The organism is Pseudomonas sp. LFS074 (assembly GCF_047978165.1).
GTDB classification, from domain to species: Bacteria; Pseudomonadota; Gammaproteobacteria; order Pseudomonadales; family Pseudomonadaceae; genus Aquipseudomonas; species Aquipseudomonas putida_P.
The window spans coordinates 144430-164418 of the sequence record NZ_JBFPFV010000002.1; the positions used below are offsets into that span (position 1 = coordinate 144430).

Sequence of the window (19989 nt, forward strand, 5' to 3'; positions counted from 1 at the left end):
CCGTGTGCCGTTCATCGGTTCTGCAGGGTATCAAGAGCAGCATCCAACGCCGTAACCGCCTCGACGACCGTTCTTACCGTCGCCCGATCGAACTCATGATCGCGCTGAGCGTCGTGCACACCGCTATTGAGGTAACCCCATTCAATACTCGTACCGCTGACATTGAGCAGCCTGACCAACGCCCCTACGGCATCCGGCGCACCCGCATGTTGCGCCGCGATACGCTCGACGGCCGACCGCAACTTGGTGCATTTATTGTTCAGCTCCCAAGGCGCGCGGGGCCCGCTCAGCTTGATGTCGATCCGGCCGTCCGCCCGCCGACCCAGCCACGTCCACAGGCGGTCCGTCAGACTCTCCAGCGCCGGCCGGGCCTGGCGCAGTGCCTCGCGTTTCTCGTCAGCCGCCAACGCCTGCTGGGCCAGAAGAACATAGTTCTTCGCTGGCGGGTCGCTGTCGACCCGCAGTTCGTGCTCTCCCTGATGCGGGAGAAACTTGTAGCGCTTGATGGCCGCGGCGCGGCGCACGCCCAACTCCTGCTGGATGCGGTGCAGGAACTCCTCTGCGTGCGAGGTGAGGATAACCTGCTTGCCGTGGAGCAAACCGTCCTCGAAGAAGGTACGCCAGATGCCATCGCGATGGTCGTCGTCTATCGCATTGACGACGTCATCGAAGATGACCACGGGGCAGCCCTGCGCGAGGTTCTTGGCAAGCAGAATCGCCAGACCCAAGCATTTGATGTGCCCTTCGCTGAAGACGATCAACGCGTCGTAGCGCACGCCCGGCTCGCCGGCGAACTCCACCTCGATCTTGCCGTTCTCGGCCACGGGCAACCACAGCGCGTGCAGCAGATCGCCGGGCGGATCGGCCCGGTTGAATGCGTTGTAGAGATGGCGGGCTTGGTCTCCCAGCCCCTGTAGCAGAACCCCCGGCAGAGCGGTCAGGTATGCCTGAATCTCGGGTAGGAAGCCGTCGTAGGCGGCCTTGACCCGCTGATGGTGCACCACCACCGGCATTTCGTCCGTGGCCGCCTGGATCAGGCCGCGGTTCGCGTCGTCGAATTGGGCCACGGTTTGGCGGGCGGCCGCCAGCTCCTGATCCGCAGTCGTGCGCATGGTCCGCAGCCGTTCGATCTCCAGCTGATGCTGTTGCAGGCGGTCCCGCTCCTGGGCCATCGCGCCGCGCTGGGCATGCACGTCGCGCGCCTGCGCGTCGAAGCCTTCGATGATCTGTGCGATCCGTAAGAGGGCTTGCCAGGCGCGCTGGTCCCCATTCACCCAGCCGCCGAGCCAATTGCCCGCCGACGTGGGAGGCAGCAGTGGCAGGCCCGCGGCCTGCGATTCGGCAGGACAAGCGACCCCAGCCGCCGCCACCACGCGGCGCATTTCGTCCCACAGCGCTCGGACCGCCTCGCTCAACTGCGTCCGATGCCCGGCCTCTTGCTGCTGCAGGACGGCCAGTTGCGCGAGCTGCTCCAGGCCCATTCGCGCCCTGGCGAACGGGTCCTGTGCCACAGCGGCCAGTCCGGTTCCACATGCCGGACACGCGGTCGCCCCGTCCGCCAACGCTTGCACGGCCTCGTAGAGCTTCGCGTACGACACCTCGCCCGCGCGGGCCGCGAGTTGCGCGGAAGACGCTTGCCACAGTCCCTGGACGCGGTAGGCCTCTGCCAGCAACGCTTGCAGGCGGGCCTGGGTCACCTCGTGAATGGCAGGCGGGTTGGCGTCCAGCTGAGCCTGGACATACGGTAGCCGTCCTTGCTGCTGCGGCGTACCCAGCAGCCAGTCCACGCAGGCTTGATAGGTCGCGCCAGGTGACATGCGCTGCGCCAAAGCTTGTTCCAGGCCCTCGACCGCTGCGATCTTCTGCGGGTAGGCGGCGATGGTCTGTTCGGAGTTCGCCAACCGCAGGCGACGCTGCGCCAGCTGCGCCGCCTGCACGCCGGCAAGCATCAGGTCCTGATCGAGCGAGGGGTTGAAGCCGCGCACGAACTCGCTGAACTGGTCCACGCCGAACAGGGTGGCGATGAGCTGGCGCTGATCGCTCGGGGTCCGCGCGGCGATTCGGGCGAAATCGTCGAGGCGGTTCTTCTCGATGAAGCAGAAGCGATACTCAGCTTCGTCGGGCTGGACGGCCTGCGCTTCGCCCGCCGCCGTAGACGACAGGACTGGCGCGACGTGGCGGCGCAGGCGAGCGTTGTTGCAGTACGTCCGCTGGTCGACCCGCTTGGCCTGCGCTTCGCTGATCGAACCGAGCATCGCCACTTCCAAGGCTTCGCAGAAGCTGCTCTTGCCGGTGCCGTTGGCACCGTAGACCAAGGTGATGTCATGGCTGAGGTCGAACGTCTCCTGCCGCATGAATCCTCGAAACGGCCCGACTTCGAGCTGGTGCAGTCGCCCGAGCGCCGGCCCGTTTTCGGGGCCGCGCGCGTCCCCGTCGTAGGCGACAGGCATCTGCGCCAGATGCGCGATGGCCAGCGGCGCCAAGCGCGTGGAGCGCCCCCGGCGTGCAGCACCGACCTCGGCCAGTGGCTGCAGGTGATCGAGCACCAGGTGCGCCAGCCGGCGCACGTCGTCGTGCACGTGCCGCTGCGCCAAGTGCGCCAGGAACCGGTGGTACTCCGAACGTATGCTTGCCACAGCGCCCCCTCACTTGGTCAACCACTGACCGTAAGCCTCCACATCGATCATGGGGACCGTTCCACTGAACTGAAGCTGCGCGATCAGCTTGAAAAGAAACGCGGTCGCCGGCTTGTTTTCGTTGGTGTAGCTGTACGCGCCGCTGGCTTGGTCATAGAAAAAGTGCCCGTGGGCGGCAACGCATCCGATGTCCAGACGCCCCTCGGTGAGGTTTGCGTTCAGCGCCTTGTCCATGGATGGACCCAATGCAGGACTCCATTCGCTCTCGAAGGTGAGCAAGCCACCCAGAATCGGAATCAACGGCTTCGCTGGGTAGGTCCCGCCAGCGTGCGGGATCGGCAGGCTCGTGCGGTGCAGCCTGCGCACACTGGCGACCTTCTCCTGGGCATAGGCCACAAGCCCCGCGTCAGCCGTCTGCTTGGCCTCGAAAACGGCGTACACGCTTTCGGCTGGAATGATCGTCTCGTTCTCGTAGGTGAAGATAAAAGGCGAATATTGCCGATCAAACACCACCACATCGATCTGCTGGCTGAAGTTCCCCAGGCTGTCCACCACATGCGCCTTGGCCGCCTGGTACCGTTTGGGCAGATAGGTATCCAGCATGTCGATCCAGACGTTCTCGCTCGCATCCCCCTTCGTACCCGGGTGACCGAAGGTCTTGCGTACTACGGACAAGCGCTGCTGGATGTCCTCATGCAGGGACGACAGGAGCTGGGAAAGCGACCACTGGGACATGCTGTACCTCGATGGGACGTGTATGGAAGCCGATGGAATCAGGACAGTGGGAACTTGGGGCCAAACAGTGCGCGCCAGGCGCGAAGCGCTTCGATATTGCGACCACGACGCGCGTGGTCGATGGCGATGCTTGCGTCTTGGCTCGCCTGGAACAGCAGCTGCTGCGCGCGCTGCTTGCGCGCGGCATCCATATCGTTGCTGATCGCCGGGCCAAGTCCGGCGGGATCCGGCCACTCGTCATGAACTCGATCGGCAAGCGTGGCAAAGAACGACTGGATCTCGCGATCGAACGATCCTCCCCAGCCGCCGTAAAGACACTCAAGGGCCATTACCTCGATCAGGAACGAGGGCTTCACCGGCTTCAGATCGCCGTGCTTGGGATTGTTGTTCCAGTACTTCACCATGCGCACGAGACCTTTCCACTCATTGCCATAGGCTTGGTGCGCTGCGGTCGCCTTGTCCTTATGGATCTCCGGGTCCGTCTTGATCCACTTTCCGGACGCCGTATCGGGGATCTCATACTGGTCGCCGGTATCGAATGCGGGCACCGCATCCACGCTGACCACCCGGTAGTCCGTGTTGTCCTCCGCGTCGATGTGAACACCGAAATCCACGTTGATCGAGCGCGCCTGTTTGCGCACGGCCGCCGAACCGTATTTCTCCACCAATGCAGAGTGGAAATCATCCAGCACTACCGATGCGGCCTTGCCGTGGTAATGCTTCTCCGAGTCCTTCAGCACGAAGAAGATGTCGATATCCTTGAGCGGCTTCGTCTTCGTGTATCGAGCATAGGAACCGGTCAGGAAGCTGCGCGCAATGCCGAACTTGGTCTGCAGGTAGTCCCGCACTTCGTTCTGGCGTTGCGAGGCATTCTTCTGTTCGCGTTCGTTGAGTTCCAGACGCGACTTGAACTTGCGAAAAGCTTCATCGATCGACAGCATCAGCGTTGCCTCCAATATCCGGCCTGACCCGCCAGGCCGCTGTGTTCGACAGTCGAGCCTAGGCTCTGCTTGACCATTCCATCCGTCGAGCGATAACTTCCTTTGCTCCATCCCTCCACATCAGGTCGCCCTGGCTTTGTATCGAGCATTAACTTGTACTTGGCCTGCGATGGCAGCAGCCCAGCTTTCTTGATCGCGTACTTCAACTGCTCGGTATCTGTCCAGAAGCTGCCGTCGCCATCGGACCACCCATACACGATGTCGATATCCCATCGGGTCACGAGCTTGTCGGTTGCCGGGTTGTAGATCTCCAGAATCACCTTGCGCAGATCACCGGTCCCGAGCCACGTCTTGATGGCTCGGGTATTGCTCTCCCAGCGATCCGCAAAGTGCTCAGGGTCCAGCCCACTGAGCAGGATGATGTCTTTCAAGCTCTTGAGGATGTTGTCGGTCACATAGGTAACCGAGTGCGTGTACGAGTAGGTGGCGACGGTGCTCATGACTTGAGGAAACCTCCGAGGTCGAGCGACAGCGCTTGCCCAGCATCGGCCTGCGCCTGCGTGGCAATTCCTTGGCTCAAGTCCCGTGCAATGATGCGAGAACTGTGCTTTTTGAGCGCGCTTTGCACCCAGCCGAGCTGCTCCTTCGGACACGGCAGCGAGACTCCCCAGTCTCCCTTCAACGGCTCGAACCCCAAGACTTCTTCGTTGGCATCATCACCATAGATCGCGTCTTCGTCGAAGAGGCAGTAGATCCTGGTCCGTGGTCCATCGCATGTCGCAACGATGGGCGCGCTCTTGGGTGCCTGGTCGGCGATCAAGCTGGCGGCCACGCCCGTCACGGCCCTGAGTTCAGAGCGAGCCGTGCCGTCCTTGCCCTGAGTGAGCAGTTCGACAATGGCATCCCATGTCTGCAACGCATCGCGGTGCGGCGAGCTGCGAAACGTCCGGCTGACAACGGTGGTCATTTTTGCTTCCCTCCTTGAAGGCGCATTTGCTTTGCCTGTCGTATCGCACTGCGCAAGTGCTCTACGGAAAGCTTGTTCGGATCGATAGCCACTTGCGGGTCGGCCGCGAGGGCGTTGGCTACGACCTTGCGAATGGCCCGACCATCCAATCCGACGCACTCGCCAGCGCACGCGTCGAACTGGTGAGCCGAGGAAAGCTTGCCAATCCCCGGAAATGTCTTTGCCAGGCCATTCAGGCAGTCCACTAGGATCTGCTTGCAGGCATCCTTGCCGGGCAGTGGCACCTCCATCACCATGTCGCAACGAGATAGGAAGGCACTGTCGACGGCCTGTGGGAAGTTGCTGGTGGCCACGAACAGCAGATGCGGGTTGCGTTCGGCCAACATGTCCAACTGCACCAACACCGCGTCGGTGGCCCGGTGCACATCAACCGGGTTGGCTTCCAGGCTGAGCTTCGCTCGATCAGCCGCAAGCGTTTCGACCTCGTCCAGAAGGACGATCGTCGGGCCCGCCGCTGCGGATTCTGCGATCGATTGCGAGAACAGGTCTGCCACGGCGCGTTGAGTCTTTCCCATTGCAGAGCTCGTCAGCGTGTGAGGCTCCACTTCCAGCAATCGAAACTTCGCAGAAGAAAAAGATTCGGCCACACGATGCGCCAAGCCCCGTGCCAAGGAGGTCTTCCCAGTCCCCGGCGGGCCGACCAACAAGATCACGCCGTGCAGGGGGAGTACCGTGCGCTCCACCTTGGGGCGCACCGTGAAGTTGACGATCGCTTGTGACAGCAACTGTTTTTTGATGGCTTCGTCCATCACGATCGAATCCCACAAGTCACCCAGCGACTTATCCGGCAGCTTCCAGCTTCGATGGATGCCTTTCGGCAAAGTGGCGTCTGATGAAGGATTCTTGGTCATCCGTGGCTCTCGGCGGGTCAGAGAATGGTGCGATAGGTCGCCAGCACCTTGGTCGTTTGCACAAGGCCTTGGCGCAGCAGGATTTCGAGATAGCGGTCCACATCGATCGGCGGATGCTTGAGTTGGGCACGCTGGCGCTGCGCAGCCGACACTACGGCGGCCGCATCCAGATCCAGCAGGTTGTCCACAAACTCATCGGGGTGCTGCGATTCGATGCCGTACGGAGCCAGCAGATCGTTCGGGAAATCACGTTCGTTGAACGTCACAATCACGCTCGCACCGCAGCGAATCGCCGCAGCCAGGACGTGCCGATCGTTCGGATCGGGTAATGTCAGGCCTGCCACGAGCGCTTCGTAGCCCTCCACCAAGCCGTCCGGAATGGCCCTGTCCATGAGATCCGACGTCCTGTCGACCTGAACCCGGGTGAGATCGGGGCGGTTGATCAACAGATTGCGTTTCCACTCCTCATGAATGGCTTGGCTCCACCGCGCCCGGAAGCGGCCAGACAGGCCGAGCCACATCAGGAAATCCCGCAGTGGCGCGGGATATAGAACGCACGCGTCGTAGACGGCGGTGAATGGGGAATGCCTCATTCGTATCCCATTCCCAACTCTTGCGACTGCTGAGCGAGTTCGGCCATCGCCTGCTCACTGGCGCGCTCGCGCGCTTCCTTGTACTGCATCAGATCGGCGAACCTCACCCTGCGGTGCTTGCCGGTGCGATGAAATGCCAACACCCCATCTTCTAGCAGCTTGACGAAATGGGGACGGGACACGTTGAGCAAGTCCGCCGCCTCTTGGGTCGTCAGCTCTGCATGGACGGGCACCACCTTTACTGCATTGCCATCGGCCAACTCGGCCAGGATGTCGACCAGCAGGCGTAAAGCCGAGGTAGGCAGTTCCACCTGATGAGCCTGTTTGTGGTCATCAAAGATCTGGATGTGCTGCGTCTCGAACTGGGTTGCGAGGTAAGCCGCCAAGGCACGTTGACCCTGGACGGCTGCCTTAACCTCTCCCGCGGCGGGAAGGGTCATCTTGGATTGGGCAGTGGCGGTGGTCATGGGTAGCTCCTAAGCGAAAACGGTTGCAGAGCCGATCATATTCGAAACACTCGAAAAACGCAATAATCGAAACTCCACCCGGGCTTTTGTAGGTTCGCTCGCGGTATGCCCAATCCGGTCGTCCGCCAGTTCCTATTGTTTGCGGCCTAAAACAGCCCTGATCTCCACGATCACCCCATTGCTGATCACACAGGAATGGCGCGATGGTGGCTTCGATCTGGCTGCGCGCCGCGCATCGCGGCGTGCCCACTTTTCTCGTGACGGCCCTCCTGCTGGGTCAGTCCCAGATGGCCTTGGCCGAGTCTCCGGCACAGCGCCAGGAGCTGGTCGCCGCACTGCGCCAGCTCGACGCGCTGGAGCGCACCGTCGCGGACAGCGCCGCGCATGCCCCCATCCAGCCGGGCGAGCGCTACCACTTCGACTACCCGCGGCTGCTGGCTGACCTGGCGCGCGTTCGCGCCGGCATCCAGTTTCACCTGACGCCATCGCGCGCTCAGCCGCGCGACCCCTCCGAACTGGCCGGCGACTACCGCACCGAGCGGGCGGCCGAGCCGCTGCCGGCGACGACTGCGGGGGGCAAGCAATGAACGGCGCCCAGGTCTCGGCATTTCAAGCCAACAGCGGCATCGCGCCTTCCGCAATGGCGACCGTCCTGGTCGGCGTCGTGTTCGCGGTCCTGCTCGTGTGGGGCGTCTGGGCCATCCGAACGGCCTACGTGGGGTGGTCCGAGAGCCGCCTCAACCAGCGCCAGTTCCTCGGCGTCTGCATCCGCTTCGTCGCGATGTACCTCGTCCTGAGTTTCTTCCTTCTGTCCTGACCTGAAAGGCCCGACCATGCACAACCGCATCCTCACTTCCCGTCTCGCCCAGCGCGCCGCCATGGCCCTGGGCGCCGCCGCGCTGCCCGCGCTGTCGTTCGCGCAAGGCCTGCCGCAGTTGGAGAACCCGACCCGCGGCACCGGCAACGGCATCATGGAAACGATCAGGAACTACGGCTACGACATCATCATGCTCGTAGCCCTCCTGGTCGTGGCGTCGATGTTCATCGGCGTCTGCTACCACGCCTACGGCACCTACGCGGAAATCCACACCGGCCGCAAGACCTGGGGCCAGTTTGGCCTCACCGTCGCGATCGGTGCCGTGCTGCTCGTGATCGGCATCTGGCTGCTCACCGAAGCCACCGGCATCCTGTAAGGCGAGGCCGGTATGTCCGAGCAGCAGCACGTCCGTGCGGACGGGACGGTCACGTTCCTTCCGCATCGGCTCAACCGCCACCCTGTTGTCGTGCGCGGCCTCACCGCCGACGAACTGTGGATCTGCTGCGGCCTGTCCGGCGCCGCCGGCCTGCTGGTCGGCGCGCCGCTGTCCTGGGTGTTCCGCACGATCGCCATCGCGCCGACGTTCGTCGTCCTGGGCGTGGCCCTGGGCGTCTTCATCGGCGGCGGCATCCTGCGCCGGCTCAAGCGCGGGCGCCCCGACACCTGGCTGTACCGGCAACTGCAATGGCGCATCGCCACGCGCCATCCACTGATGGCGGGATGGGTAGGCGGCCACGTGCTGATCTCGCGCTCCGGCTTCTGGTCCACCCGAAGGTCCGTTGCAAGGGGGGCACGATGAGCCGCTTCAAGAACGAGATCACCCACCTGCAGGCGCACATCAAGACCTTGCGCCTGGGCGCGGGCGCGCTGGTCATTGTCGCCCTGGTCATGGGCGGCGGCTGGTGGAGCGCGCCGCGCGACCTGACCATCCACGTCCCGCCCGACCTGCGCTCTGGCAGTACCCGCAAGTGGTGGGAAGTGCCGCCCGAATCGGTCTATGCGTTCACGTTCTACGTGTTCCAGACGCTGAACCGCTGGCCGACCAATGGCGAAGAAGACTACTCGCGCAACCTCCACACGCTCTCGCCGTACCTCACCCCGTCCTGCCAGGCCTTCCTTCGCGCGGACTACGACTACCGCCGCTCCACCGGCGAGCTACGCCAGCGCGTGCGCGGCATCTACGAGATTCCCGGCCGCGGCTATGGCGACGACCCCACGGCGCGCGTGCGCACCGTGTCCGATCGCGACTGGGTGGTGACGCTGGACATCACGGCGGACGAGTACTACGGCGCCGAGCAGGTCAAGCGCGCCCTGGTGCGTTATCCGATCAAGGTCACGCGGGTGGACGTCGATCCCGCCCGCAACCCGTTCGGCCTGGCGCTGGACTGCTACGAAGGCGCGCCCCAGCGCATCAGTGCACCGGAGCCGGCGCGCCCGGCGTCGAGTGGCCTGTCTCCGCAAGCGCCTCAAGGAGGAAACACCCCATGAAGCATCCTGTACTCGCGCTGCTGGGGCTACTGGCCGTGGCCGCGGCACCCGTCGCCCAGGCGGTGGAGATCCTGCGTTGGGAACGCATGCCACTGGCAGTGCCGCTGAAGGTCGGTCAGGAACGCATCGTGTTCATCGACCGGAACGTGCGCGTGGGCGTGCCCGCGGGCGTGGGCGAACGCCTGCGCGTGCAGAGTGCGGGTGGCGCGGTGTACCTGCGCGCCAGCGAGCCGATCGAGCCCACGCGGTTGCAACTGCAGGACGCCGACACGGGCGCGCTGATCCTGCTGGACATCGCAGCCGAACCGCCCAAGGACGGGGAAGCCGAGCTGGAGCCGGTGCGCATCGTCGAGGGTGACAGCGCACCGGGACGCTATGGCGAGCAGGCCGACAGTGCCGAGGCCCCGGCACGCGCCCAGGGCCAGGCAGGTGCGCGGACCGCGCGGCGCGAAACTCCGGTCCCTGTCGTGCTGACGCGCTTCGCCGCGCAGAACCTCTACGCACCGCTGCGCACCGTCGAGCCGCTTCCGGGCGTCATGCGGGTCAACCTGCCCCGCGACCTCGACCTGGACACACTGATGCCAACGCTGCCGGTGCGCGCGGTCGCGCTCGCGTCGTGGCGCCTGGAAGACCAATGGGTGACTGCCGTGCGCCTTACCAACACCGGCGCCGACTGGGTCGCGCTCGACCCGCGCGTGCTGCAAGGCGATTTCCTCACCGCCACCTTCCAGCACGAGGCGCTGGGCCCGCGCGGCACGCCCGAGGACACGACCGTCCTCTACCTGGTCACGGGCGGCCGCGGCCTCGCGCAGTCGCTGCTGCCGGCGATTCACCGCTTCGACCCTGCCGTGCATCTGCCGCAGCCGGACGGCGACGAGAACGCCAAGGAGGCCCGCCATGCGCAGTAACGGCCTGCTCAAGTGGCTGATGATCCCTGTCGCCATCCTGGTGCTGTTCGTCGGTATCCGGCTGTTCTCGGGTGGAGGCAGCACGGCGCCACCCGCGGCGGACAACGGCGCCCAGCTCACGCCCGAGGAAATGAAGGCGCTGGGCATCGAAGGCGACACCCCGCGCGACACCGTGGCGACGCTCGTTGCCCAAGTGAAGCAGTTGCGCACCGAGCTTCAGACCGCGCTCTCGGACAACAAGTCGCAGCGTGAAGAGAACCAGCGACTGCGCCAGCGCGAGAACTCCATCGACCAGCGCATCAACTCGGCGCTCGAATCCGAGCGGTCCAACCTGCGCCGCGACCAGGAGCAGGCGGCCAGCGCGCGCCAGCAGACCGAAGGGCTGCTCGCCGACCTGCAGCGGCGCCTGGACAGCATCGGCGGGCGCGGCGGCGGCCATGCGGACCTGCCCGTGGGCCTGGGGCTGCAGGGCGGCGACGAGGCCGGCATGGAGGGCGGCGTGCGGTGGGTCGAGCCGGACGACGCAAAGCCCGCCGAGGGGCGCAACGGCGGTCGTGGCGCGAGCGGCGGAATGAGCTTCCCCACGAGCTTCGGCCCGGCGCAGAGCACGCTCGAAACCACCGCGGAAACCGTGGCCAACGCGGGCGCCCGCGCCTCTGGGGTCAAGAGTGCCAAGCCGGTCTATACCGTGCCGACCAACTCCACGCTCATGGGTTCGGTCGCCATGACCGCGCTGATCGGCCGCGTGCCGATCGACGGCACGGTCAACGATCCCTATCCGTTCAAAGTCCTGGTCGGGCCGGACAACCTGACCGCCAATGGCATCGACATTCCCGACGTGGCCGGCGCCGTGTTCAGCGGCACCGCATCGGGCGACTGGACGCTTTCGTGCGTGCGCGGCCAGGTGCGCAGCATCACGTTCGTCTTCAACGACGGCACGATCCGCACGATCCCCGAAGACCGCGAGGGCAACCAGCAGAACAACCAGCAACGCGACGGCTTGGGCTGGATCAGCGACCCGCACGGCATCCCCTGCGTCAGCGGCGAGCGGCGCAGCAACGCCCAGCAGTACCTCGGCTCGCAGGCCCTGATCACCGCGGCCGGTGCCGGCGTGGCCTCGCTCATCGAGAGCGACAGCGGCCGCATGTCCTATGTCGGCTCGGACGGCTCCATCGGCACCGTGGGCATCACCGGCCAGGAAGCGGTCGGCCAGATTCTCGCGGGCGGTGTCCGGGACATGTCGGCCTGGGTCAACAAGCTCTACGGCCAGGCGTTCGCCGCCGTCTATGTGCAGCCCGGCGCCAAGGTCGCCGTCCACCTCGAAAAACCGCTCGCCATCGACTTCGATCCCGAAGGCCGCAAGGTCGATCACCGCGCAGGAGAAAGCCATGCTCTCGAACTCGATTAAGGGCCTGGTGCTGGCCCTCGCCGTCGCGGTGCTCGGCGGCTGCGCCACCAGCAAGGAAAAGCTGCTGACCCACGGTGACCGCACGATGATGGACATCTGGCAGCAGGAGGCCGGCGACGGCGGTGGCGCAGCCGGACGGAACGCCGGCCGCCAGCTGCTCGATGCGCGCCAGAGCCTGCGTCGGCCCCTGACCGACGCCGACGTGCAGGCCGCACCTGTCGAGCAGATGCGCTACACGCGCACCGCGCGCAATGAGGTCCACCGCCAGTTCCAGCGCCTGCCCAATCCCGATCTCGTGATGTACGTGTACCCGCATCTGGCCGGCACCGATCCCGTGCCGGTGCCCGGCTACACGACCGTCTTCCCGCTCTACCAGCGCATCCAGTACGCGATGCCGGGCGAGCGCGTGGAGGACTACTGATGCGGTGGAAACTCCCATGGCCGAAGCTGGCCGGCGCCGGCTCCAGTAGCCCGGCTAGCGATGAGCAGCCGGACAGCTGGCAGCGCCACGTCGAGGCCTTGCGCCAGGCCGGCATCCCCGAACCCGGTTCGGCAGTCCACGGCCGCAAGCCAGCGACCGTGGCCGACGAGCAGGCGCTGTACGACGTTGCGCCGTCCTTCGTGGAACTGCTGCCCTGGGTGGAGTTCTTGCCCGGGTCGAAATCGATGCTCCTGGAGGATGGCCAATCGGTGGCGGCGTTCTACGAACTGGTGCCGCTGGGCACCGAAGGCCGGGAACCCGGCTGGCTCGCGCATGCCCGCGACGCCCTGGAAAACGCGCTTCAGGACAGTTTCGATGAACTGGACGAGAACCCGTGGGTGCTCCAGCTCTATGCCCAGGACGAACCGAGCTTCGACCAGTACATGCAGACCTTGCGCGATTACGTGCAGCCACGTGCGCGCGGCTCGGCGTTCACCGAGTTCTACTTGCGCTTCTTCGGCCACCACCTGCGCGCTGTGGCCAAGCCCGGCGGCCTGTTCGAGGACACGGTGGTCACGCGGCTGCGCTGGCGCGGCCAGACGCGGCGGGTGCGCATGGTGATCTATCGCCGTGCAACTGGGCAGGCAAGCCGCCGCGGCCAGACGCCCGAGCAGATGCTGAACATCGTCTGCGACCGCCTGTGCGGCGGCCTGGCGAACGCCGGCATCCAGGCACGGCGCATGGTCGCAGCCGACGTCCACGACTGGCTGCTGCGGTGGTTCAATCCGCGCCCGGCGATGCTTGGACCGAGTGCAGAGGACCGGGAGCGCTTCTACGCGCTGGCGCGCTACCCCGACAGCACCGAAGAAAGCGAGGCCGGCGAAATCGAGCTGGCGAGCGGGCGGGATTTCAGCCAGCGGCTGTTCTTCGGCCAGCCACGCTCCGACGTGGAGCACGGCACCTGGTATTTCGACGGCATGCCGCACCGCGTGCTGATCACCGACCGGCTGCGCATGCCGCCCGGCACCGGACACCTGACCGGCGAGACCCGCAAAGGGGATGCCATCAACACGCTGTTCGACCAGATGCCGGAAGACACCTTGCTGTGTCTCACGATGGTCGCCACGCCGCAGGATGTCCTGGAAGCGGATCTCAACCACCTGGCGAAGAAGGCCGTGGGCGAGACGCTGGCGTCGGAGCAGACGTTGAAGGACGTGCAGGAAGCCCGCTCCCTCATCGGCAGCGCACACAAGCTCTACCGGGGGACGCTGGCATTCTACCTGCGCGGACGCGACGAAGCGGAACTGGACCGGCGCGGCCTGGACCTGGCGAACGTGATGCTCAATGCTGGCTTGCAGCCGGTGCGCGAGGACGACGAGGTGGCGCCGCTCAACAGCTACTTGCGGTGGCTGCCATGCTGCTACAACCCCGGCCAGGATCGGCGCAAGTGGTACACCCAACTGATGTTCGCTCAGCACGCGGCGAACCTGTCGCCGGTGTGGGGCCGCGCTCAAGGTACGGGGCACCCGGGCATCACGATGTTCAACCGCGGTGGCGGGCCGATCACCTTCGACCCGCTCAGCCGCCTGGATCGGCAGATGAACGCCCATCTGTTCCTGTTCGGCCCCACCGGCTCCGGCAAGAGCGCCACGCTCAACAACCTCTTGAATCAGGTCACGGCCATCTACCGACCGCGGCTGTTCATCGTGGAGGCTGGCAACAGCTTCGGCCTGTTCAGCGACTTCGCACGCATGCTCGGGCTGACGGTAAACCGGGTCAAGCTGGCCCCAGGTTCGGGCATCAGCCTCGCGCCATTCGCAGACGCGCGTCGGCTGATCGAGACGCCCAGCGACGTGCAGACGCTCGACGCCGACGCGCTGGATGAAGACCCGCCACCAGATGCCTCGGCCATGGAGGCGGACGAGCAGCGCGACGTGCTCGGCGAACTGGAGATCACGGCGCGGCTGATGATCACGGGCGGAGAGGACAAGGAGGAAGCCCGGATGACGCGGGCTGACCGCTCGCTGATCCGTCAGTGCATCCTCGACGCCGCCGAGCACTGCGTGGCCGACAAACGCACGGTGCTTACGCGCGACGTGCGCAACGCGTTGCGCGCCCGCGGCCAGGACCCGACGCTGCCCGAAATGCGCCGCGTGCGGCTGCTGGAGATGGCGGATGCGATGGACATGTTCTGTCAAGGCACGGACGGCGAAATGTTCGACCGCGACGGCACGCCGTGGCCCGAAGCCGACATCACCTTGGTTGACCTCGCGACATACGCCCGCGAGGGCTACAACGCGCAGCTCTCCATCGCTTACATCAGCCTGATCAGCACGGTGAACAACATCGCCGAGCGCGACCAATACCTGGGACGCCCGATCATCAACGTCACCGACGAAGGCCACATCATCACGAAGAACCCGCTGCTCGCGCCCTACGTCGTGAAAATTACAAAGATGTGGAGGAAATTGGGGGCCTGGTTCTGGCTCGCGACGCAGAACATCGACGACCTGCCGCGCGCCGCGGAGCCCATGCTCAACATGATCGAGTGGTGGATCTGTCTCAGCATGCCGCCCGATGAAGTTGAGAAGATCGCGCGGTTCCGCGAACTCTCGCCCGCGCAGAAGGCGCTGATGCTTTCGGCGCGCAAGGAAGCGGGGAAATTCACCGAAGGCGTCATCCTCTCCAAGAGCATGGAAGTGCTGTTCCGCGCCGTGCCGCCGTCCCTGTACCTCGCCCTCGCGCAGACAGAACCCGAGGAGAAGGCCGAACGCTACCAGCTCATGCAGCAGTACGGCTGCACCGAACTGGAAGCGGCTTTCAAGGTGGCCGAGAAGATCGACCAGGCCCGCGGCATCGAGTCGCCGGCCCTGGAACTGTCGTAAACCGGAGAACGCCATGGAACAGAAACGTCCTTCCATTCCGATGCAGGTCCAGGCGTTCCGCCGTCGCCGCTGGCGGCCTCGCTGGCCCTGGGTATTGGCTGCTGCGCTGGTCGCGCTGCTGCTGATCTGGCTGGTGTCCCGGACGCCCGGCGAATCCTCAGCGCCGTCGCGCGCGCCGGTCAGCACGGCGCAGGTCGCTGGGCCACCCTGGCAGATGGGCAACCCGGAAGGCCGTTTCACGCTGACGCTCTATGCCGACCTGGAATGCCCGTTCTGCCGGGAGTATTTCCCGCAGCTCAAGCGCTGGGTCGGCAACAACACCGACGTGGCGCTGCAATGGCATCACCAGCCGCTGGCCGCGCACGAGCCTGCCGCGTCGGCCGAGGCACGTCTGGCCGAGTGCGCCGCCGAAGCGGGCGGGCATGCGGCGTTCTGGCAGGCGGTCGAATGGGTCTATGCCCACACGCGCAGCGACGGCCAGGGCTTGCCCGATGGCTTGCGTTACCCCGAAACAACGTCAGCCATCGAACAGTGCATGGCTAGCGAGCGCCCCAACGTGGCCATCCGCGCGCAGGCCGCGGAAGCCACCAAGAGCGGCGTGACCGCCACGCCGTCGCTGCGACTGCTCGATCGCCAGACGGGCCAGGCCATCCTGTTGCAGGGGCCGATCGAGGGCGATGCCTTGCTCTCGGCCATGGACCTGCTGGCGGCCGGGGAAATGGCCAGCGACGCGCCGGGTTCGCCCGCCACCCCCACATCCGAAATGCCTGCCGACGTTGTCGGCGACATGCCCAGGTAGCCCTCGGTCTTGAAGGCTACGGCGCGGCTCGCCGCGCTGACCGCTACCCGTTCGCTTTCGCATCCTGGCCGCGAACAATCACCGCCGCGCGGTGATGGATGCACCTTGTTCCGCTGTTTCCATCCCCAGGAGGGCTTGCCCTCCCAGGGTGGCGCCCTCCGCTCACTTTCTGGAGGTCCGCCATGTCTCTCGTCGCCAACGACTCCTGCGTGGAGCCACGTTTTGCCCCCATGTCCCAATCCGATGACTGGATCATCCGGCAAGCCATCGCGCTGCTGGAGCAGCGGGTCTTCAAGAAGGGGCCATCCCTGGAGAGGCCTGCCGCCGTCAAGGACTACCTGCGCCTGAAACTGGCCGCCGAGCCCAATGAAGTCTTCGCCATCGTGTTCCTCAACAGCATGCACGAGGTGCTGGCCTACGAGCCGATGTTCAGAGGCACGATCCATTCGACCTCGGTGCATGCGCGTCCGATCGTGCAGCGTGCCTTGGAACTGAATGCGGCAGCGGTCATTTTTTCTCACCAACACCCTTCGGGCTGCACGGAGCCGTCGAGCGCGGACCGTGCGTTGACCCAAACGCTGAGGGCCGCGTTGTCGCTGATCGACGTGAGGGTGCTGGATCACCTCATCGTCGGCCAGGGCACGCCGTACTCGTTCGCGGAATCCGGCCTGCTGTAGCGACGGCATCGGCTCCCTGATCCACGCGGAGGCTTCGGCCTCCGCTTTTTCATGGGCGCGAGACAAGCAGGTATGCGGGCAGTGCGCGATGCGCATTGTTTGTTGGGGCCGCGTCGGCTTCGCGTTTGACTACTGCTCTGATCAACTTCAAGGGCACGCGACATGACAGCATCCCTTTCCAGGTTCGCGCCGGGCTGGCGAACCCTCGGCCGGGCCGTGGCGCTGCCGGCAGCCCTGGCCGTTTTCAGCCCGGCCACCTTCGCCGCCGACGTGGTGGTCGTCACCGACAGCCGCCACCCGGTCAAGACCATGGGCGGCGAGCGGCTGATCGAGCTGGACGAAGCCCACAGGATTGAAGCGGAGCTTTCCGCGGGACTGCCCACCGACCCCGAACAGGCGACGGCCATCGTCAAGCGCCGGCTGAATGGCGGCGGTGCCGATCTGCAGCGACGCATCGCTTCCGCATACCAAGGCGTTACCGACGCATGGAGCCTCGGCATCACCAGCCTCCCGGCCGTGGTGGTGGACAGGCGCTATGTGGTCTATGGCGAGCCGGATGTGGCTCGCGCTGTCGCGCGCATCGAGCAGCACCGGAGGACCCAGCCGTGACCCGACCATTCGACCTGATGCGCCGCCTGCGCGCTGGCGTGGCTTCGTTGCTGCTGCTCAGCGCCACGGGCAGCTACGCCCTCAATACAGCGACCATCATCGGCTCGGTGGCATCGCCCGATTGCCTCGAATACCGCGTCGTCGGCATCTGCTACTGGCTCTACTGCACATGGACGGGCTGCACCGTGCGCACGTCGATCAAGGTGCGCCACTACATCCCCGATGCAGTGGTGTCGTCGTACTCGAATACCGGAGAAAACCCCTGGGTCGAAGTCCAGGCAATGAGCACGCCCAACCCGTCCGCCCAAGCTGGCGGCGACGGAACGACGAACGAGGATCACGAAAACAGCCTCGCCAAATTCAAGAACGCGGATGTCATCGGTCACCCCGGCGCAGAGGTGTTCAACCAGTTCGTCTCTTCGTCAGGCTACTTCTGTGAGGGCGCGGGCACGGCGTTTATGCCGTACTTGCTCAGCACCCTGGATACGCTGGCCTGGCGCTACAACGTGCCCGAGATGGCCTACCCGGAAGCGCTGATTCCGGGCCGGCGCGAAGTCGGTGCCCGTACCACGATGAATCTCTGGGGCAACGTGTATCCCCGTGGCGGCTTCCTGCACCAGACCGACGACTTCAAGGCCGGCGCAGTGGTGGCCCAGCGTGCGGGCGATGTGGTCACGCGCCGCGGGCAGATCCACGTCTATCAGCCGTTGCTTGCCAACTCCCGTGACGGCTACTGGCCGGCCGGCGCGCTGATGGAGGGCGATGCCTCGACCGGCAAGTGGCAAGAACTCACGCCCGTCCTGTCCTCGTCCTGCACGGTCTTCCCGCGCAGCGGCTTCCTTACCCAGGCCCAGCAAGGCGACTACGCATGGGCGCTGTGGCGGCCGTATGCCTGCTGCGAGCGCCGGGGCCAGGTGTTCCTGGGCAGCGTCGATTTCCTCTGAGGGGGTGCCATGAAGTTCCGTCCTGCATTCAATCCGTTCTCCCGCCGGGTACGTCGCACGGAGATCGTCCTGGCACTGGCCGGCGCGCTCGCGCTGGGCAGCGGCGTGGCCTGGGGTCAACTGGGATACCAGACCAGCGGCAGCGTCATCGGCGATGACGTCATGTACTCGATCGGTGGCGGCAACGCCGTGTCGATGGGACGTGCAGCCGGCATGCGCTCCATCGGTGTCGGCGTGGGTTGGAACAGCAACTTGATCTGCGGCGACATGAGCATCCAGACCACGTTGAAGAACCAACTTAACGGCATTACCAACGGCTTCCAGCAAATCATGTCGTCGGTGATCCAGAGTGCCACCAGTGCGGTGGCATCGTTGCCCGCACTGATCATCCAGCGGGCCGATCCCGGTCTGTACAACCTGCTCACCAATGGCGTGCTGCAGGCGCGGCTGGATTTCGACCGCAGCAAGCTGACGTGCCGTGCCATGGCCGAGAAGATGGCCGAAACGGCGGGCGGCCAACTCGGCTGGAGCCAGATGGCCGAAGGGCTGGCGCTGCGCGATGCCGTGTCGAGCACGGATGCGGTCTCGGCCATCGAGCAGGCCGAGACGCGCCGCGGCAATGACGGCGTGCCGTGGGTCGGGGGCAGCAACGCGGGCGGCTCCGGCCAGCCCGCGATCAAGGTCGTCGGCGATGTCACCCGCGCTGGCTACAACCTGGTCAACGGCCGCGGCGTGACCGACACCTCGTCCATTGCGCCGGCCAGTTGCAGCAGTCTCTCGTGCCAGACCTGGACCTCGCCGCAGGCTGCCGTCGAGTGGGCCACGCGCGTGCTCGGCGAGAAGGAGCAGCGCACGTGCGATGCCTGCACCAAGACCGAGACGACGCCGGGCGTCGGGCTCACGCCGCTGATCCAGGAGGAGTACGACGCCAAGCTGCAGGCGCTCCAGGACCTGGTAACCAAGGCCAAGAACACGACGCCGGAGAACCTGCGCGAAGCTGGCAGTGCGTCGCTGCCGATCACGCGCGGCGTGATCGAGGCGCTGCGCGACGAGCCCGACCAGCACCTGCTGTCGCAGCGCCTCGCGTCCGAGGTCGCGCTGGCATCCGTGCTGGAGAAAGCGCTGCTGCTGCAGCGCACGCTGCTCACGGGCAAGAAGGAGCCCAACGTCGCGGCGAACGAACTTGCCGTGGAGGCGGTGAACCACGAGAGCGACACGCTCGACCGTGAGATTCGCAACCTCAAGACCGAACTGGAGCTGCGGCGCGAACTGGCGAACAACTCGCCCATGGCGATCATCCAGCGCCACGGCGCGCGCGCGGCCGGTTCGCGCGGCATCTACGAGGGCGATCCTGTGCCGGACCGTCTCGACCAGCTCCAGAAGGGCAATCCGGGGAGTCGGCCATGAGCCCGGCGCGCATGGCCTGGCGGCCGCTGCGCTGGTTGTTCAGCCGGCGCGCGGCGAAGACGCTGCTGTGGCTGGTGCTTATCGTTGCCGCCGCAGTGGGGGCGAACGTCGCGGGCATCAACCTGGTCGGCAGCGTTGCAGGCTGGGAACGGTGGCTGGCGGCCTCCGCAGGGTATTTCTTCATCTGGCGGCTGTGCGTGTACGCGGCAACGGCCTATGGATGGTTCTGGATGCGCCGCCGGGTGCTGGCCCGCGAAGACCAAAGCGGGACAGATGGGCAGGCGCGGCGCCGGCTGATCCGTACCGAGGTCGCCGGCGTCGTCGCCATCGTCGCGCTGGAAGCCAGCCTGTTGATGCAGGCCGCTTGAGGGGAGAT

23 protein-coding genes are annotated in these 19989 nt (G+C 65.6%); 15 read left to right on the forward strand and 8 right to left on the reverse strand.

Going from position 1 to position 19989, the window contains the following annotated elements; translation table 11 throughout:
- Window positions 1-11: 11 nt before the first annotated feature.
- The 8 genes from ACNQP3_RS18805 to ACNQP3_RS18840 are packed head-to-tail and all read right to left on the reverse strand — an operon-like array spanning window position 12 to window position 7250.
- The gene (locus ACNQP3_RS18805) at window positions 12-2636 is read right to left on the reverse strand and encodes an AAA family ATPase (protein ID WP_003153642.1); all 2625 of its coding nucleotides are present in this window, start codon (window positions 2634-2636) and stop codon (window positions 12-14) included.
- Between the two features lie 9 nt (window positions 2637-2645).
- Window positions 2646-3371, reverse strand: a complete 726-nt coding sequence (gene nucC / locus ACNQP3_RS18810; RefSeq protein ID WP_003050273.1) for a CBASS effector endonuclease NucC — start codon at window positions 3369-3371, stop codon at window positions 2646-2648.
- 38 nt (window positions 3372-3409) lie between these two features.
- Complete coding sequence (locus tag ACNQP3_RS18815; protein ID WP_003153640.1) at window positions 3410-4312, reverse strand: CBASS oligonucleotide cyclase; 903 nt, start codon at window positions 4310-4312, stop codon at window positions 3410-3412.
- Entirely contained in the window at window positions 4312-4812 is a 501-nt protein-coding gene (gene cap7, locus ACNQP3_RS18820) for a type III CBASS phage resistance system CD-NTase-associated protein Cap7 (RefSeq protein ID WP_003090159.1), read from the reverse strand. The genes ACNQP3_RS18815 and cap7 overlap by 1 nt, the downstream gene beginning before the upstream one ends.
- On the reverse strand, window positions 4809-5279 hold the full coding sequence (cap8, locus tag ACNQP3_RS18825; protein WP_003153638.1) for a type III CBASS phage resistance system CD-NTase-associated protein Cap8: 471 nt from the start codon (window positions 5277-5279) through the stop codon (window positions 4809-4811). Before cap8 ends, cap7 begins: the two co-directional genes overlap by 4 nt.
- The gene (locus ACNQP3_RS18830) at window positions 5276-6190 is read right to left on the reverse strand and encodes an AAA family ATPase (RefSeq protein WP_003050256.1); all 915 of its coding nucleotides are present in this window, start codon (window positions 6188-6190) and stop codon (window positions 5276-5278) included. Before ACNQP3_RS18830 ends, cap8 begins: the two co-directional genes overlap by 4 nt.
- Window positions 6191-6207: 17 nt before the next feature.
- Window positions 6208-6783 carry a PIN domain-containing protein gene (locus tag ACNQP3_RS18835; protein ID WP_003153636.1) on the reverse strand — a complete coding sequence of 192 codons (576 nt, stop codon included), beginning with the start codon at window positions 6781-6783 and terminating at the stop codon, window positions 6208-6210.
- Window positions 6780-7250, reverse strand: a complete 471-nt coding sequence (locus tag ACNQP3_RS18840) for a helix-turn-helix domain-containing protein (RefSeq protein WP_003050245.1) — start codon at window positions 7248-7250, stop codon at window positions 6780-6782. Before ACNQP3_RS18840 ends, ACNQP3_RS18835 begins: the two co-directional genes overlap by 4 nt.
- Before the next feature lie 203 nt (window positions 7251-7453).
- On the opposite strand from ACNQP3_RS18840, the gene ACNQP3_RS18845 reads away from it, so the two are divergent.
- From ACNQP3_RS18845 to ACNQP3_RS18915, 15 genes are all read left to right on the forward strand, one after another.
- Entirely contained in the window at window positions 7454-7837 is a 384-nt protein-coding gene (locus ACNQP3_RS18845) for an RAQPRD family integrative conjugative element protein (RefSeq protein ID WP_003090167.1), read from the forward strand.
- Entirely contained in the window at window positions 7834-8067 is a 234-nt protein-coding gene (locus ACNQP3_RS18850; protein WP_003050225.1) for a TIGR03758 family integrating conjugative element protein, read from the forward strand. The genes ACNQP3_RS18845 and ACNQP3_RS18850 overlap by 4 nt, the downstream gene beginning before the upstream one ends.
- A 16-nt stretch (window positions 8068-8083) precedes the next feature.
- A complete protein-coding gene (locus ACNQP3_RS18855) occupies window positions 8084-8443 on the forward strand; it encodes a TIGR03745 family integrating conjugative element membrane protein (protein WP_003153634.1) in 360 nt (119 codons plus the stop codon).
- Window positions 8444-8455: 12 nt separating this feature from the next.
- Window positions 8456-8866 (forward strand): TIGR03750 family conjugal transfer protein, encoded by a 411-nt coding sequence (locus ACNQP3_RS18860; RefSeq protein WP_003821108.1) that lies wholly within the window; start codon window positions 8456-8458, stop codon window positions 8864-8866.
- Window positions 8863-9555, forward strand: coding sequence for a PFL_4703 family integrating conjugative element protein (locus ACNQP3_RS18865; protein ID WP_012614071.1), 693 nt, complete (start codon window positions 8863-8865; stop codon window positions 9553-9555). Before ACNQP3_RS18860 ends, ACNQP3_RS18865 begins: the two co-directional genes overlap by 4 nt.
- Window positions 9552-10463 (forward strand): TIGR03749 family integrating conjugative element protein, encoded by a 912-nt coding sequence (locus ACNQP3_RS18870; RefSeq protein WP_004350604.1) that lies wholly within the window; start codon window positions 9552-9554, stop codon window positions 10461-10463. The genes ACNQP3_RS18865 and ACNQP3_RS18870 overlap by 4 nt, the downstream gene beginning before the upstream one ends.
- Complete coding sequence (locus tag ACNQP3_RS18875; protein WP_004350605.1) at window positions 10453-11871, forward strand: TIGR03752 family integrating conjugative element protein; 1419 nt, start codon at window positions 10453-10455, stop codon at window positions 11869-11871. Before ACNQP3_RS18870 ends, ACNQP3_RS18875 begins: the two co-directional genes overlap by 11 nt.
- Window positions 11852-12292, forward strand: a complete 441-nt coding sequence (locus tag ACNQP3_RS18880; protein WP_003149753.1) for a TIGR03751 family conjugal transfer lipoprotein — start codon at window positions 11852-11854, stop codon at window positions 12290-12292. Before ACNQP3_RS18875 ends, ACNQP3_RS18880 begins: the two co-directional genes overlap by 20 nt.
- Window positions 12292-15177: a conjugative transfer ATPase gene (locus ACNQP3_RS18885; RefSeq protein WP_012614070.1), complete on the forward strand. Its 2886-nt coding sequence runs from the start codon at window positions 12292-12294 to the stop codon at window positions 15175-15177. The genes ACNQP3_RS18880 and ACNQP3_RS18885 overlap by 1 nt, the downstream gene beginning before the upstream one ends.
- Window positions 15178-15190: 13 nt before the next feature.
- Complete coding sequence (locus ACNQP3_RS18890; RefSeq protein ID WP_012614069.1) at window positions 15191-15976, forward strand: DsbA family protein; 786 nt, start codon at window positions 15191-15193, stop codon at window positions 15974-15976.
- A 182-nt stretch (window positions 15977-16158) separates the two neighbouring features.
- Entirely contained in the window at window positions 16159-16653 is a 495-nt protein-coding gene (locus ACNQP3_RS18895; RefSeq protein ID WP_003821118.1) for a JAB domain-containing protein, read from the forward strand.
- Between the two features lie 162 nt (window positions 16654-16815).
- On the forward strand, window positions 16816-17262 hold the full coding sequence (locus ACNQP3_RS18900) for a TIGR03757 family integrating conjugative element protein (RefSeq protein WP_003821119.1): 447 nt from the start codon (window positions 16816-16818) through the stop codon (window positions 17260-17262).
- A complete protein-coding gene (locus tag ACNQP3_RS18905; protein ID WP_012614067.1) occupies window positions 17259-18206 on the forward strand; it encodes a TIGR03756 family integrating conjugative element protein in 948 nt (315 codons plus the stop codon). Before ACNQP3_RS18900 ends, ACNQP3_RS18905 begins: the two co-directional genes overlap by 4 nt.
- A gap of 9 nt (window positions 18207-18215) precedes the next feature.
- On the forward strand, window positions 18216-19613 hold the full coding sequence (locus ACNQP3_RS18910) for an integrating conjugative element protein (protein WP_003821123.1): 1398 nt from the start codon (window positions 18216-18218) through the stop codon (window positions 19611-19613).
- Window positions 19610-19981 carry a hypothetical protein gene (locus tag ACNQP3_RS18915; protein ID WP_003821125.1) on the forward strand — a complete coding sequence of 124 codons (372 nt, stop codon included), beginning with the start codon at window positions 19610-19612 and terminating at the stop codon, window positions 19979-19981. Before ACNQP3_RS18910 ends, ACNQP3_RS18915 begins: the two co-directional genes overlap by 4 nt.
- Window positions 19982-19989: the final 8 nt, after the last annotated feature.